General features: G+C 34.7%; 14 protein-coding genes. 10 read left to right on the top strand and 4 right to left on the bottom strand.

Annotation, left to right across the window (positions count from 1 at the left end; all coding sequences use genetic code 11):
* Positions 1-219: 219 nt before the first annotated feature.
* Both GQS55_RS11490 and queC read right to left on the bottom strand, forming a co-directional pair.
* A complete protein-coding gene (locus GQS55_RS11490) occupies positions 220-1,164 on the bottom strand; it encodes an ion transporter (RefSeq protein ID WP_159820654.1) in 945 nt (314 codons plus the stop codon).
* A gap of 58 nt (positions 1,165-1,222) precedes the next feature.
* Complete coding sequence (gene queC / locus GQS55_RS11485; RefSeq protein WP_159820653.1) at positions 1,223-1,912, bottom strand: 7-cyano-7-deazaguanine synthase QueC; 690 nt, start codon at positions 1,910-1,912, stop codon at positions 1,223-1,225.
* Between the two features lie 85 nt (positions 1,913-1,997).
* Between queC and queE the strand changes: the two genes are divergently transcribed.
* Positions 1,998-2,669 carry a 7-carboxy-7-deazaguanine synthase QueE gene (gene queE, locus GQS55_RS11480; protein WP_201294509.1) on the top strand — a complete coding sequence of 224 codons (672 nt, stop codon included), beginning with the start codon at positions 1,998-2,000 and terminating at the stop codon, positions 2,667-2,669.
* Between the two features lie 105 nt (positions 2,670-2,774).
* Here queE and alr read toward each other — a convergent pair whose 3' ends face one another.
* Together alr and GQS55_RS11470 are read right to left on the bottom strand one after the other, a co-directional pair.
* Positions 2,775-3,857 (bottom strand): alanine racemase, encoded by a 1,083-nt coding sequence (gene alr, locus GQS55_RS11475; RefSeq protein WP_159820652.1) that lies wholly within the window; start codon positions 3,855-3,857, stop codon positions 2,775-2,777.
* A 227-nt stretch (positions 3,858-4,084) separates the two neighbouring features.
* Positions 4,085-5,668, bottom strand: coding sequence for a putative bifunctional diguanylate cyclase/phosphodiesterase (locus GQS55_RS11470; RefSeq protein WP_159820651.1), 1,584 nt, complete (start codon positions 5,666-5,668; stop codon positions 4,085-4,087).
* Between the two features lie 611 nt (positions 5,669-6,279).
* On the opposite strand from GQS55_RS11470, the gene ydiJ reads away from it, so the two are divergent.
* The 9 genes from ydiJ (at position 6,280) to pheS (ending at position 15,883) form a co-directional block, all read left to right on the top strand.
* Complete coding sequence (ydiJ, locus tag GQS55_RS11465; protein WP_159820650.1) at positions 6,280-9,399, top strand: D-2-hydroxyglutarate dehydrogenase YdiJ; 3,120 nt, start codon at positions 6,280-6,282, stop codon at positions 9,397-9,399.
* A gap of 34 nt (positions 9,400-9,433) precedes the next feature.
* Entirely contained in the window at positions 9,434-9,682 is a 249-nt protein-coding gene (locus GQS55_RS11460; RefSeq protein WP_159820649.1) for a hypothetical protein, read from the top strand.
* Positions 9,683-9,770: 88 nt separating this feature from the next.
* On the top strand, positions 9,771-9,935 hold the full coding sequence (locus GQS55_RS11455; RefSeq protein ID WP_159820648.1) for a periplasmic nitrate reductase, NapE protein: 165 nt from the start codon (positions 9,771-9,773) through the stop codon (positions 9,933-9,935).
* Positions 9,936-9,939: 4 nt separating this feature from the next.
* Entirely contained in the window at positions 9,940-10,503 is a 564-nt protein-coding gene (gene napF / locus GQS55_RS11450; RefSeq protein WP_159820647.1) for a ferredoxin-type protein NapF, read from the top strand.
* Positions 10,504-10,549: 46 nt separating this feature from the next.
* Positions 10,550-10,837 carry a chaperone NapD gene (locus tag GQS55_RS11445; protein ID WP_159820646.1) on the top strand — a complete coding sequence of 96 codons (288 nt, stop codon included), beginning with the start codon at positions 10,550-10,552 and terminating at the stop codon, positions 10,835-10,837.
* 105 nt (positions 10,838-10,942) lie between these two features.
* Entirely contained in the window at positions 10,943-13,438 is a 2,496-nt protein-coding gene (napA, locus tag GQS55_RS11440) for a nitrate reductase catalytic subunit NapA (RefSeq protein WP_159820645.1), read from the top strand.
* Between the two features lie 9 nt (positions 13,439-13,447).
* Entirely contained in the window at positions 13,448-13,954 is a 507-nt protein-coding gene (locus GQS55_RS11435; protein WP_159820644.1) for a nitrate reductase cytochrome c-type subunit, read from the top strand.
* An 8-nt stretch (positions 13,955-13,962) separates the two neighbouring features.
* Positions 13,963-14,550 carry a cytochrome c3 family protein gene (locus tag GQS55_RS11430; RefSeq protein WP_159820643.1) on the top strand — a complete coding sequence of 196 codons (588 nt, stop codon included), beginning with the start codon at positions 13,963-13,965 and terminating at the stop codon, positions 14,548-14,550.
* A 337-nt stretch (positions 14,551-14,887) separates the two neighbouring features.
* Positions 14,888-15,883: a phenylalanine--tRNA ligase subunit alpha gene (gene pheS / locus GQS55_RS11425; protein WP_159820642.1), complete on the top strand. Its 996-nt coding sequence runs from the start codon at positions 14,888-14,890 to the stop codon at positions 15,881-15,883.
* Positions 15,884-15,888 lie beyond the last annotated feature (5 nt).

Here is a 15,888-nt window from a genome sequence, read left to right as displayed (position 1 = left end):
GTTTTAGTATCATTATTGTCATTAATAAATTTATTTATATACTGCGTTTGATGTCTAAATTCTTCATTCATACATCATCCTTAATAGCTTAATAGACAAGGTATTAATAAGTGTAGACTATGATTTGATAAGGGGTAGACGTATTTCGTCTTAAAGTAAGAATAAAATACTATTGTAGTTATTTTGATTTATTGTTGTGATTTTTTATTGCGTAATTTTTTATTTACCACAATGAGGGCATTTTATTTCATGATGCTTCTCTTTTAGTAGTGTAATACTACGTTGTAAATCTTCAGGTTCAATTTCTAACTTTTCAGCTAAAGATTGCAATGTTTTAAAGTCATCATTGTCAATATAACCATTAGTTAATGCCCCTTTGATGTTAGCGTCTAAACGTTCTTTTCTGCGCCTTAACTCTTCTCCAAAACGTGCAGCTAGCATCCCAGCAGGTAATGCCACGAAAACAACACCAACAAGCATGATGAAAGTTGATATAATTTTACCTAAGGTAGTAATAGGGACGGCATCGCCATAACCTACTGTTGTCATGGTAACAACAGCCCACCAAAAAGATTCAAAAATACTACCAAAAGTGTCTGGCTGTATTTTTCCTTCAATAGAATAGATCAAACTTGCAGCGATAATAATAAAAAACAACATCACCACCATGACGGCAATAATATTTTTTAATTCTTTTGTGATAACAGAAATAAAAATATCAAACCCTTTAAAATAATGGGTTAACTTGAGTAACCTTAATACTCTTATTAGCCGTAGGGTTCGTAGATCTAGAGAAAAGAATAGCGCTATAATGAAAGGTAATATGGCAATCAAATCAATTAATGCCATGGGGGTGAATATATAGTTAATTCTTGTTTTTACATTTGAGACTTTCTTATTTTCTTCTGCCTCAACGCAACACCACACTCGCAGTAAATATTCAAAGCAAAAAATTGAAAGTGAGATAGTTTCAAAAAGTATGAATGCATGTTTATACGCTAAATAATAGTCAGAGTCAGAAGACGTGATCGCTGCAGCAACGTTACTTATAATAAGTAAGATTAACAGCCAATTGACAATTTTTGCAGTAATACCTGACTTAGTATCACTTTCGAGTAATTGATATGCCTTAACACGTAAAATATTTTTATTTGTAGTAGACATATCGTTACTTGCTCATGTGGTTGTTAAATTAAATATAAAGTTGAGCTTAGATTTCTAGCTATGCTTCATATTCAATTGGATCTACAACATTATTATCACTGAATGCTTCAAGACGTTCTTCACAAGCGCCACATTTTCCACAGGCTTTCTCTCTACCATTATAACAAGTCCAAGTATCGCTGTAATCTAAGCCCATACTTATTCCATCGGATAAAATAGCCGATTTATCTACAGTTAAATATGGACTGAAAATTTCTACACTTTCATAGTTCGCAATGAGACAAACATCATTCATTTTTTGAACGAACTCTGGTCGGCAATCTGGGTAAATAGTGTGATCGCCGCTATGAGCACCATAATATACTTGAGCAGCACCTACTGAAACTGCATAACCTACCGCTAAAGATAATAAAATCATATTTCGGTTAGGTACAACGGTTGATTTCATATTTTCAGCTTCGTAATGACCTTCAGGTATATCAATATCATCAGTTAAAGAAGAGCCTGCTAATAATTGATTGATAGACGAAATATCAATCACTTTATGTTTTACTCCTAAAGAGTTACAAACTTTACTGGCACACTCAAGCTCTTTTACATGACGTTGACCATAATCAAACGAAAGAGCAAACACTTCTTTGCCATCTTTTAATGCACGATTCAATACGGTAAATGAATCCATTCCGCCCGAATAAATAACAACAACTTTTTCTATTTTTATTTGTTCAGTGGATAGTTTTTCAGTCATAGTTAAGTCTCTTAAAAATAAATAGGGTATAATCAGTTATGTCCATTTTACTTGAATAAAATCTTAGGCAAAAGCACAAATTAAAATGATTCAATATAAAATTAATGAAATGTTTGAAACAATACAAGGCGAGGGCTCTTTTACAGGTCAACCGTCAATATTTATTCGTTTACAAGGCTGCCCTGTAGGCTGTTCTTGGTGTGATACAAAGCATACTTGGGAAGTTGAATTAAGCGATGAAGTAACGAAAGAAAAGATGCTAGCTAAATCGCAAGAAACACCACAATGGAGCAATCTTTCTGTTACCCAATTAAAAGCACTAGTTACCGAACAAGGATACAAGGCTAAACATATAGTGATTACTGGAGGAGAGCCTTGCATGGTTGATTTAACGTCTCTGTGTAATGCTTTTGAGGAATTTGGTTACAGTACTCAAGTTGAAACATCAGGTACTTTTGAAATTTTGGTGTCAAATAAATGCTGGGTAACGGTTTCACCAAAAATTAATATGCGTGGTGGATATCCAATTTTATCTAGTGCAATGGCACGGGCTAATGAAATTAAGCATCCGGTTGCTACTGAACAACATGTTGATGATCTTAAAGCACTATTGGCCGAGCATAATGTAGGAAATACACCTATATATTTACAACCTATTAGCCAAAAAGATCGAGCAACACAGTTGGCAATTGATACTTGTATTGCTAATAATTGGCGTTTATCAATACAAGTGCATAAATATATAGGAATAGAGTAGTAATATTGCTGAGCTTTTTAACTTATGTCATGTAAGTCCTATAGTCGGGTTATAAAGCTTAACAGCAATGTTCCTAGAATAAATATTTTGATTAAATTGTGAGGATTACTTCACATAAAATTTAGGAACACGGTTAGATATCCTAGTAAGTAGTTCATAATTGTTACTGTCGAGGTGTTCTGCGACGGTTTCAATTGTTAAGTTTTCACCCCATAATTCAACACTATCACCAACGTTAACATCGACAATATCAGTAACATCAACGGTAATCATATCCATTGATACTCTTCCTGCAAGCGTTGCAATTTGTCCATTAATACAAACAGGCGTACCATTTTTAGCATTTCTAGGATACCCATCAGCATAACCTATTGCTACCGTGGCTATCAGAGAAGGGCGCTTAGCTTGCCATGTTTCACCATAACCGACCGACTCATCAATATTTAATTTTCTCAAAGCCATAATAGTAGACTGTAATGTCATCACTGGTGTTAACTTAATGGGTAAATCATTAATAGGTATTGGGGTTGCGCCATATAGAGCAAGCCCTAGTCTATTATAGTCACCATGACTTTTTGGCCAACTTAGAATACCGGCTGAATTAGCTAAACTCTTTTTATAGCCATGTTTTTCATTTACTTGTTCAAACTGTTGAATTTGTAATTGTGTTTTAGGGTTACCCAATTCATCTGCACTTGAAAAGTGGGTGCAAAGTACTAAATTTTCTAATTGCTCTGGTGAAAATTGAGTTAAAATACCATCAACATCACTTGGTTTTATACCGAGTCGATTCATTCCTGTATCTACTTTTAGCCACAATTTACCAACATAGGGTGTAGGGTATTGTTTTAACCAATTAACTTGCTCGGTAGAGTGAACCATTAACCAAAAATTTTGTTCTAAAGCAATTGATAAGTCTTGGTACGATAACGCGCCTTCAATAATCAAAATAGGTAATGTTATACCTGCATCACGAAGTTGAATTGCTTCATCAATAAAAGCAACGGCAAAAGCAGGTACATGTGGGCTTAAATATTTAGCCACTTCGACGGCACCATGACCATATGCATTTGCTTTTATAACCGCAATTGTTTTACTTGTCGGCGCGAGATTAGCAATTTGAGTATAGTTACTTAATAATGCGGGTAAATTTACAGTAGAGTAAGTTTTTCTTGATAGGTTGTTCATACAATTTATTGATTCAAAGTATTCATTTGTTGGTAGGCTAAGCCCTTTGTCTCAGTTTACCATGTTGTTGGTAGGCTAAGCCCTTTGTCTCAGTTTACCATGTTTATAAATTATTGGGAGTCTTTGCTAACAATTTAACAAGGAATTTTAGGGATAAATCGTCTTTGTTTAATTTGATCTTTATTATATCGATAAAGCTACCATTAACGCTTGCATTACCTGTATTTCTATTCATCTGTATGGGCAATCATATATACAAATTCTTTTACGGTAATAGGCTTAGAGAACCAATAGCCTTGGAAATATTCACAACCATTATTTTTCAATTCAAGATACTGTTTTTCTGTTTCTACTCCTTCAGCGATAACACTAAAATTATAAAGTTTGGCTATTGATAAAATAACAAGAGACATTCCAATTAATGGTGATGTATTTTCGAGATCACCACTGACAAAGCTTCTATCTATTTTTAAATTATTGAGTGGGAATTTTTTAAGTTGATTAAAGGACGTGTAGCCAGTGCCAAAGTCATCAAGTGATAGTTTAAATCCAATTCGTCTTAAAGAAATAAGGGTGTCAACTGCTTGTAAGTCACTTTCAACTAAACTCGTTTCAGTTATTTCAAGTTCAATGATTGTTGGGTCTAAATCATATTGGTTAAGGATCTGTTTAATGCGTAAAATAAAGTTTTTATTATGAAGTTGTTTGGAAGATATATTAATAGAATAGAATTCAATACTTGGTATTTTCAACATATCTGTATTAGCGATGATTTTAAATGATTCATTCAGAACCCAGTAGTCGATTTGTTCAATTAAACCCGTGCTTTCAGCTATTGGAATAAATTTATCTGGTCCATACTCTTTGAGTTCATCTCTATCACACCTAAGTAATAACTCAGCACCCGCAATGTTATTTTTATCATGACGAAAAATAGGCATAAACACCATATGAAATTCGTTGTTGTTAAGCGCCTGTGTTAGCTCTTGCGCTATATGTTTTTGTTCCTTAAATTGCTTATTAATAGACTCATCGAAGACTTGTATACTATTATCCCCAAGCTGCTTTGCTTGTTTTAATGTTATATCAACGTTATCGATAATATTTTGGAATTTTCCTTTTAATCTGTTTGCCCTAACAATTGCGATAGATGCAGAGATTTTAATGGGATTTTTAGATATAACTTTTAATTCATTAACAGCTAATTTTAATCTGTTAATAAAGGGGAATATGTCAAACTCTTCTGGAAGGTTGGTTAACCCTATAGCAAAAGAATCACCTGAATATCGTGCAAAATAATATGACTGAGCAATAGTAAGTGTCATATCGTTTTCTATTACATTTGATAACTTTTTAGAAAGTTGCTGAATTAATTCATCTCCCACATCAAAACCTAAGGTGTCATTAATAATACGAAATTTATCAATATCTAAATTGATGGAGGTAATACTTCTAATATTAGTGTTTAGATGACATTCATCTAACCATTTATTATAGGAATGACGATTTGCTAAACCGGTCAGCGGGTCCTTTTTGGCTTCTTCACCTACGGCATCTTTTTGTTTTCGTGAATAATAAGCTGAATAAGCGGTGAAAATAATAGTTAAAACAAGAGAAGGTAATAGCCTAAATGTTTCAAATACTTCGCCATGGAGCATAGTTAACACTAAATATAAGAATATCGACGGTATCGCTATTAATAGAGCCGTTCTAATTGATGTAAGAAAAAATAACCCTGTAATTGCTGGAAAGGCATAAACAATTCCATGTAATCCCATATAGTAACAGGCAAATGCTATGCTAAAAAACATAGAGAAAATCATGCTGAATTTACAAAGAACACTAATGGTATTATTTTTAACTTTCAGAAGGCTGATAGCAAAAAAAAGTAAACTAAACAAAAGACTACTAGCTAAAACATAATTTTGATTTAGATAATGTACTGTTGCAAATATAGTAAGGGGAATAAGGCAGAGTAAAAGGAATATTTTTGAGTGACGATTATATAATACCAACACTTGCTGAGACATTTAAAATAAATCCTTTTGAAAATAAAGAACATACAAGAGTAATTAGGATTATAGAGTGGCAATCATTTTTAATGCAAGCTTTTTGTGTTTAAAATAGGGAAGGTTAGGCCAAAATTGTTAGGTTAATCAATAGGAAAAATAAATATTCACATGGTTATAGTTAAAGTATCTATATTCTTAATCAAAGGCATATGAATTATATGAAAAGAAAACTAATTGATAGTTTAACTTTTCATTATTTTTAGGAGACGTTATTGTTAATATAATGCTCTTGATAAATTTAACGTTTATAAAATATAATTTTAATATAAAGGAACATTAATAAGCTGAGCAAAAGTCACTTTTTACATGATATACTCAAGCAATTCTTTCTTGTTTACAGATAAATATTCATGCTACCTCGTATTGATCATCAAACACACCTTTCTCCTCTTTACGATAATTTTGTTAGTGCGTTAAAAGCTAAAAATTTTACTGGTGATATTAGTGCCAAATATAGCGCACGTCTTGCTGTGGCTACTGATAATAGTATATATCAGCAACTACCCCAGTTAGTTATTAATCCTCGTACACAACAAGATATTATTTTGCTCACTAAAACGGCAAGTGAAGATACCTACAAGGATATAAAATTTAGTGCTAGAGGTGGCGGTACGGGTACTAATGGGCAAAGTTTAACACCTGGTATCATTGTTGATTTATCTAAGTATATAAATAAAGTATTAGAAATTAATATTGAAGAAAAATGGGTGAAAGTTGAGGCGGGTGTTGTAAAAGATCAATTAAATGATTATTTACGTCCACACGGTTTCTTCTTTGCACCTGATTTATCAACGAGTAACCGTGCCACTATTGGCGGAATGATCAACACTGATGCTTCAGGGCAAGGCTCATTAGTGTATGGTAAAACATCTGATCATGTTTTAGCTTTAACCTCAGTACTCGCTAATGGCGATGTACTTAATACTGAACCTATGACTATTGCCCAAGCACAAGCGTTGGCAAAAGAAGAAACTAGTCATGGCAGAATAGTTCAACAGGTTCTCGCGTCTAGTGTTGATAACCGTGAGCTTATTCTGAAAAAATTTCCCCGTTTAAATCGATTTTTAACCGGTTATGATTTGGAAAATGTATTACAAGCTCAAGATAGTGAAAATGAAGAACTGAATACGTTTGATTTAAGCCGAATTATTACTGGTTCAGAAGGTTCTTTAGCTTTTGTTTGTCAGGCTACACTAAATATTACCCCTATTAGTCCAGCTAAAACGTTAATCAATATTAAATATGATAGCTTTGATTCTGCATTACGTCATTCACCTTTCTTAGTAAGAGCGAAAGCGACTTCAGTAGAAACTATCGACAGTAAAGTGTTAAACCTAGCTAAACAAGATATTGTTTGGCATAGCGTAAGCGATCTGATTACTGACGTGCCTAATAAAGTCATGGATGGTATTAATATTGTTGAATTTAACGGTACAAGTGTTGAAGCTTTAGCAGAGCAAGTTGCTATCTTAACTGCAGGTTTGGATGAAACAATTGCAAGTGAAGATAATGGTGGTAACCGTGGTAGTGCTTGTGGGGTGATTGGGTATCAAGTTACCTCGGACTTAAGTAGTATCAATAAATTGTATGCCATGCGTAAAAAAGCGGTGGGTTTATTAGGTAACACCGATGGTAGCCAAAAACCGTTAGCTTTTGCAGAGGATACGGCAGTACCTCCTGAAAATTTAGCTGATTTTATAAGTGAATTTAGAGACTTACTTGATAGTTATAATTTACATTATGGTATGTTTGGCCATGTAGATGCAGGTGTTTTACATGTCCGTCCAGCCCTTGATATGTGTGATCCAGAACAAGAGAAATTACTGAGAACCTTATCTGACAAAGTGGTTAAACTAACGGCTAAATATGGTGGTTTAATGTGGGGTGAACATGGGAAAGGTTATCGTAGTGAATATGGCCCTGAATTTTTTGGCGAAGCATTGTTTACGGAATTAAGAAAAATTAAAGCCGCATTTGACCCGCTAAATAAAATGAATCCAGGCAAAATATGTACCCCCATTGATTCGACCGAGCAATTAGTGAGTGTTGATGATACTAAACGTGGTTCTTTTGATAGACAAATCCCTATTACAGTAAAAGATTCTTTTAGTGCCGCATTGGACTGTAATGGTAACGGTTTATGTTTTAATTATGATGTTGATAGTCCTATGTGTCCATCGAGTAAGGTAACTAAAGACAGACGTCATTCTCCTAAAGGCCGTGCTGGTTTAATGCGTGAATGGTTAAGGTTATTAGAGAAGCAAGGTGTTGATATATTAGCGTTAGAAACGCAAGTAAATCATTGGTCAGTTAAAAAACTATTAGACTCTACCATTGCTAAATTCAAGCTTACTTTTTTTGAAAAATCTGAGAATGAAAATGATTTTTCTCATGAAGTTATGGAAGCCATGCAAGGATGTTTAGCTTGTAAAGCTTGTGCTAGTCAATGTCCAATAAAAGTTGATGTGCCAGATTTTAGAAGTCGATTTATCAACATATATCATTCACGTTACCCTAGACCACTAAAAGATCATCTTGTGGCTAATGTAGAAATATTAGCGCCATTAATGGCTAAAATGCCCAAATTAGTGAATAGTATTTTGAGTTTAAATGCTTATGATAAGTTATCAGAAAAAACGATTGGTTATGTTAATACCCCATTACTAAGTGTTCCTACGCTAAAAAAACAAGTAAAAAAAGCAGGTTATTCAGGATTCGATTTAGTTAAATTACAAGGTTTAACGGACTTACAACGTAAAGGTTATGTATTAATTGTACAAGATCCCTTTACATCTTTTTATGATGCTAATACTGTAGAAAGCATGATGGCGTTAATAAAAGCATTAGGTTTAGAGCCTATTTTATTACCTTTTAAACCAAACGGTAAGGCTCAACACGTTAAAGGGTTCTTAGCTCGTTTTGCTAATACGGCCAAATCATCAAGTGATTTTTTAAATCAACTAACCAAGTTGAATATACCTATGCTAGGAATGGATGCGTCGATGGTGCTTTGCTATCGTGATGAATACGCAAAAATTTTGGGTGATAAACGCGGTGATTTTAATGTATTGCTCGCGCATGAATGGTTGTTATCGTTTACTGAACAAGATGAAAAATTTAAAAGCATTGCTGATAAAAATCAACAGGCGTTCAAATTATTTGCTCACTGTACTGAGAAAACAGCTTTAGTAAATAGTGAAAACGAATGGACGAGTATTTTTAGTCATTTTGGTTTGAATTTAGAAAAGGTTAGTGTGGGTTGTTGTGGTATGGCGGGTACTTATGGACATGAAAAGTCTAATTTAGATAATTCAAAAGAATTATTTAATTTAAGTTGGCAACCCAAGTTAGCTAAATTGGAGCAAACACAAATATTAGCAACCGGTTTTTCTTGTCGCTCACAAGTCAAACGTTTAACAGCACTGAAAGCCAAACATCCTGTTGAGGCGTTATTAGCTAAATTACAATAACCAAAATTAAATAACCATTTTATTTGAGGTGGCTATGTCAGATAAAAAATTAATTTTATTATTGAAAATATCTATTTGTATTGGCTTATGTTTGTTAATTTTAGGTGTTTATTTACATAACTATAGTGACTATATAGATTCTTTAGGCGTTACAGGCATCATTATTAGTGCAGTCTGTATCGCTTTTGGTTTAGTTTTTTCTTTGCCTACAAAAATGTATTTAACCTTTTTACTTGTTAAGCGAGAAACGGAAAATAAGCCCCAAAATCATAAGTTGAAATAAATCTTGATCTATATCAAGTCCTCAGCTTAACTATAATATTACAGTAGGTACCATAATTTTAATCTAATTATATAGTATCGAGTGCAATATGAGCCAAACAATACTTAATGAGAAACAAAAAAAATATGAGCGTAATACTTTTATTTTTCTTACTGTTTTCCTTGCTCCCATATTATCCATATTTATCGTTGCTGGTTTTGGCTTTGCTATTTGGATAAGCCAAATGTTTTTATTTGGTCCTCCTGGGTCTTAATTCCTTGTCTACTACAACATTTAAAACCACTGAACGTGTTGATAACCCTGCGAGAAGGCGACTTTTTCGTGGTCAGATACACACTAAACAAATATTACGCTTACCTTGGATCATCAATGAATCCGTATTCACCTCAGGTTGTACACAGTGCCAAGACTGCATAAGTAGCTGTGAAACCAAGATCATTATTAAAGATAATGATGGTTTTCCAACAGTAGACTTTAATTTAGGCGAATGTACTTTTTGTAATAAGTGTATTGATGTTTGTGAACAACCGCTTTTCTTTAGCGATTTTTCTGATGATGAAAACAGGGAAGGTAAGGTTGCTGATAATAAAAAGCCTTGGCCAGTAAATATAGATATTAGTGATAAGTGTTTAGCTAAAAATAATATTTATTGCCAAAGTTGTCGTGATGAATGTGAAACGAATGTTATTAAATTTCAATATGTTAATTCGAGTATTCCTGAGCCTAATTTAAATGATGCTGATTGCACACAATGTGGAGCTTGTATTAGTAAATGCCCACAAGATGCTATTACCTTCATATTCGAGCCAAAGGCAAACTAACCTTTAGCTGTATTTATATTAAAATTATCGGTATTTAAGAAATAATATGACGAAAAATAATGAAAGTAGAACAGATGAATATCATGTGGCAAGTTTCGTTGCTTACCCTATTTTTGAGAAGCTAACCGAGGTGAAAAAAGCAATAACAACGGTTGATGGCACTGAAATTCATGCAACCAGTGCAGAAGGTAAAATTGTTTTTACGATTGAAGGGCATAGTTATAAAGATATTGGTAATAAAATGGATACGATAAGAAACCATAAATGCATTATTAATTTATCACCCGTTTACCATCAGATTCTAGATGAAAGTACTGATAGTGACAGTAATTAAGAAGCATAAATGCTCATGACTCTGGTTTAAAACTACAATAAATAAATTAAAACTAAATTAAAACTAAATTGAAACTAAATTTAACACGATGGGGAAGGTGACAAAATGATTAATCGCCGAGAATTTATTAAAGCTAATGCTATTGCCGCCGCAGCGGCTGTTGCGGGGGTGTCCGTGCCAGCTTTAGCATCAAACTTAATTACAAGTTCAGATATTACTAAACTCAAATGGGATAAAGCACCCTGTCGATTTTGTGGTACAGGTTGTAGTGTCAATGTTGGGGTTATGGATGGTAAAGTTGTTGCCACTCACGGTGACATCAAGTCTCCTGTCAATAAAGGCCTTAACTGTGTTAAAGGCTATTTTCTTTCTAAAATTATGTATGGTAAAGATAGGCTTACCCAACCATTATTACGTATGACCAATGGTAAGTACGATAAACAAGGAGAGTTTGCACCGGTATCATGGGATAAAGCGTTCGATGTAATGGCTGAAAAAGCAAAAGAAACATTGAATAAAAGTGGTCCTGAGGCTGTTGGTATGTTTGGCTCAGGCCAATGGACAGTGCAAGAAGGTTATGCTGCAGTAAAGTTAATGAAGGCAGGATTTCGTACCAATAATATTGATCCAAATGCACGTCACTGTATGGCTTCTGCCGTTGGCGGCTTTATGCGTACTTTCGGTATTGATGAGCCTATGGGGTGTTACGACGATTTAGAAGCGGCTGATGCTTTTGTATTGTGGGGCTCAAATATGGCTGAAATGCATCCTATTTTATGGACGCGTTTAACAGATCGTCGTTTAAGTGCGCCTCATGTAAAAGTAGCGGTATTATCTACGTTTGAACATAGAAGCTTTGATTTAGCCGATAATGGGATGATTTTCACACCACAAACTGATTTAGCTATTTTGAATTTTATTGCTAACTACATCATTAAAACTGATCGCGTTAATAAAGACTTTGTAAATAAACACACTAATTTCAGGTTAGGTGAAACAGATATTGGTTATGGTTTACGTCCAGAACATCCTTTAGAACAAGCAGCAAAAAATAATGGTAAAACAGCGGGTAGCTCTACCGAAATAGATTTTGATACTTATGCTAAATTTGTTAGTACTTATACTGCTGAATACACTGCTAAATTATCAGGGGTGCCAGTACATAAACTTGAAGCCTTAGCTGAACTTTATGCAGACCCTAAAATTAAAGTAACTTCTTTTTGGACGATGGGATTTAATCAGCATACACGAGGTGTATGGGCTAATAACCTTGCTTATAATATTCACTTATTAACAGGGAAAATTTCAACTCCGGGTAACAGTCCATTTTCGTTAACGGGTCAACCTTCAGCTTGTGGTACAGCACGTGAAGTTGGCACTTTTTCACATCGTTTACCTGCTGATTTGGTGGTTACTAACCCAAAACATCGAGCTACGGCTGAAAAAATATGGGATTTACCTGATGGTACTGTGCCGCCTAAACCTGGTTATCACGCAGCACTACAAAATCGTATGTTAAAAGACGGTAAACTCAATTTTTATTGGGTGCAGTGTAATAACAACATGCAGGCAGCGGCTAATATTAATGAAGAAGCTTATCCTGGCTACCGTAATCCTAAAAACTTTATTGTTGTCTCTGATCCTTACCCAACTGTAACAGCTCAAGCTGCAGATCTAATTTTGCCTACGGCAATGTGGGTAGAAAAAGAGGGGGTGTATGGGAATGCTGAACGTCGTACACAATCTTGGTATCAAATGGTGGAAGCTCCAACAGGGGCTAAATCTGATTTATGGCAATTGGTTGAGTTTTCAAAACGTTTTAAAATTGAAGACGTTTGGCCAGAAGAACTAATCGCTAAGAAACCAGACGTTCGTGGTAAAACCTTATTTGATGTGCTTTATAAAGACTCTTCAGTCGGAAATTATTCATTGGATGAAATACCAAAAGATCGCTTAAACGATGAAGCTCGTGATTTCGGTTTTTATATTCAAAAAGGTTTATTTGAAGAGTATGCCAGTTTTGGTCGCGGTCATGGGCATGATTTAGCACCGTATGACAGATATCATCAAGAACGTGGTTTACGTTGGCCTGTCGTAAATGGTAAAGAAACACAATGGCGTTTCAAAGAAGGCTCTGATCCTTATGTCAAACCTGGCAGTGGCTGGGACTTTTATGGTCACAAAGATGGCCGTGCGATTATTTTCGCTTTACCTTATGAGCCACCAGCAGAATCACCAGACGAAGAATATGATTTATGGTTATCAACAGGTCGTGTATTAGAGCATTGGCATTCTGGCTCAATGACTCAACGTGTACCTGAACTATACAAATCTATGCCTGATGCATTGGTTTACATGCACCCGGATGATGCTAAAGCACGTAACATGCGTCGTGGTGATTTAGTGAAGCTGGTTTCTCGTCGTGGTGAAGTACAAACGCGTGTAGAGACTAGAGGCCGTAATAAACCTCCTATTGGTTTAGTGTATATGCCTTGGTTTGATGCTAGCCGTTTAGTAAATAAAGTCACGTTAGATGCGACCGACCCGTTATCCAAACAAACGGATTATAAAAAGTGTGCTATCAAAATTGTTAAAGTTTAGGGGAGGGATATGAAAAATTTATATATTAAATCAGCTATTACTAACCTTTTAGTCATATTTTCACTGATTATTTCTTCTAGTTTTATGGTACTCGCTGCAGATAAATCAGAAATAAATACGGTCGCAACATTACGTGACCATACTGAAATTTTGACACAAAAAGAACCAAACAGAATTCCTAAAGTTATTAATAAGGATATAAAGCAAGGACGTAATTATCCTATGCAGCCGCCTATTATTCCGCATACTGTTCGTGGTTATGAAGTAAATAAAAACAACAATAAATGTATGTCTTGTCATTCTCGTCATCGTACTGAAAAGTCACAAGCACCAATGGTAAGCGTTACACACTATATGGATCGTGATGGGAATTTCTTAGCAGATGTTTCACCACGTCGTTATTTTTGTAATCAATGTCACGTTACTCAGTTAGATACTGAACCGTTAATAGAAAATAGCTTTATTGATATGAACAGTTTAATGAAGAGTAAAACCGTTAATACCGACCAGCATTAGGAGCTATTATGAAAAATATACTATTAATAGGTTGGCGAACCTTAACAAAACCTAGTGCTTATTATAGCCTTGGTGTTTTAGTGATTGGTGGTTTTATCGCGGGTATAATTTTTTGGGGTGGTTTCAATACGGCTCTAGAAGTGACCAACACGGAAGAGTTTTGTATTTCATGTCATGAAATGGAAAATAATGTTTATGAAGAGTTAAAAACAACTATCCATTTTTCAAACCGTTCAGGTGTTAGAGCTACTTGCCCTGATTGTCATGTACCGCATAAGTGGACAGATAAAATAGCACGAAAAATGCAAGCGTCGAAAGAAGTGTGGGGTACTATTTTTGGTACTATTAATACGCGTGAAAAATTTTTGGATCACCGTAAACGTTTAGCTCAAAATGAATGGACGCGTTTAAAAGCTAATGATTCTTTAGAATGCCGTAACTGTCATAATTTTGATTATATGGATTTTACTGAGCAAAGTGAACGTGCTGCTTACCAACATTCAACCGCATTAGCGGCAGGTGAAAAAACGTGTATTGATTGTCATAAAGGTATTGCACATCAATTACCTGATATGAAAGATGTAGACGGTTGGTAATTGCATTGTAATGGTGATGACTAATTGTTATTGCCGCATTTTTACTAATTAAAGACGAATCTAACATTAATAAATTAAAACCAGTGCATGTCACTGGTTTTTTATATCCTCATTTTATTAAGCAATTAATGGTGTTAAATCGTGTTTATTTCCTACTTCAAGCCCTCTTGAAACTAAATAAAAGCAGTTTATCCTACATAATCATAGACTCATATCATCTTAAGGTGGCATGGTTATAGACTTTAATGTAAAATTGACCTCATTTTTTAAGTCTATTTATTGAACGGCAATTTTGCCTTTTCACAAAGGCTGTTTTAGTCCCGTTTTAGAGGAAATCATGAGTTTAGACACCACCACCATAGATGATATTGTCGTTCAGGCAGAAAAGGCGATTAGTGAAGCAATCGATCCTAATGCACTAGATCAAGTTCGCGTTAACTTTTTAGGTAAAAAAGGTTTATTTACAGAGCAAATGAAAGGCTTAGGTAAACTGCCTAAAGAAGAAAAGCCTAAAATGGGCCAAGTAATAAATATTGCCAAACAAAAAGTGCAAAAATTATTAACAGACCGAGGTGAATTGTTACGTGCAGAAGAGATTTCTCAAAAGCTTGCTGCAGAATCTATTGACGTAACTTTACCAGGACGAGGCCCTCAACTTGGTGGTTTGCATCCTGTTACTCGTACTATCAACCGTATTGAAAGTTTTTTTGGTGATTTAGGTTTTGAAGTTAAAGCTGGCCCTGAAGTTGAAGATGATTATCATAACTTTGATGCATTAAATATTCCTGAGCATCATCCTGCCCGTCAAGATCATGATACTTTTTACTTCAATCCTAAATTAGTGCTACGTACGCAAACTTCAGGTGTTCAAATCCGTACGATGGAAGTTGAAAAGCCACCATTACGTATTATTTCTCCGGGTAAAGTATATCGTAACGATTACGATCAAACGCATACGCCAATGTTTCATCAAGTCGAAGGTTTGATGGTTGATAAAGATGTTAGCTTTACTCACCTTAAAGGAATTTTGCATGACTTCTTGCACCATTTCTTTGAAGAAGAAGTGGAAATTCGTTTCCGTCCATCGTATTTCCCATTTACTGAACCTTCTGCTGAAGTAGATATTATGGGTAAAAATGGTAAATGGTTAGAGGTACTTGGATGCGGTATGGTGCATCCTAATGTACTTAAAAGTGTAGGTATAGATCCTGAAGTTTACACCGGCTTTGCATTTGGTATGGGCGTTGAACGCTTAACAATGCTTCGTTATGGCGTAAATGATTTACGTGCATTCTTTGAAAACGATCTTCGCTTCTTAAAACAGTTCAAGTAGGAAAC

It is taken from the genome of Colwellia sp. 20A7, from assembly GCF_009832865.1.
GTDB lineage: Bacteria > Pseudomonadota > Gammaproteobacteria > Enterobacterales > Alteromonadaceae > Colwellia.
Note: the sequence above shows the minus strand (reverse complement) of the source record. Positions and strands in the feature narration are given on the sequence as shown.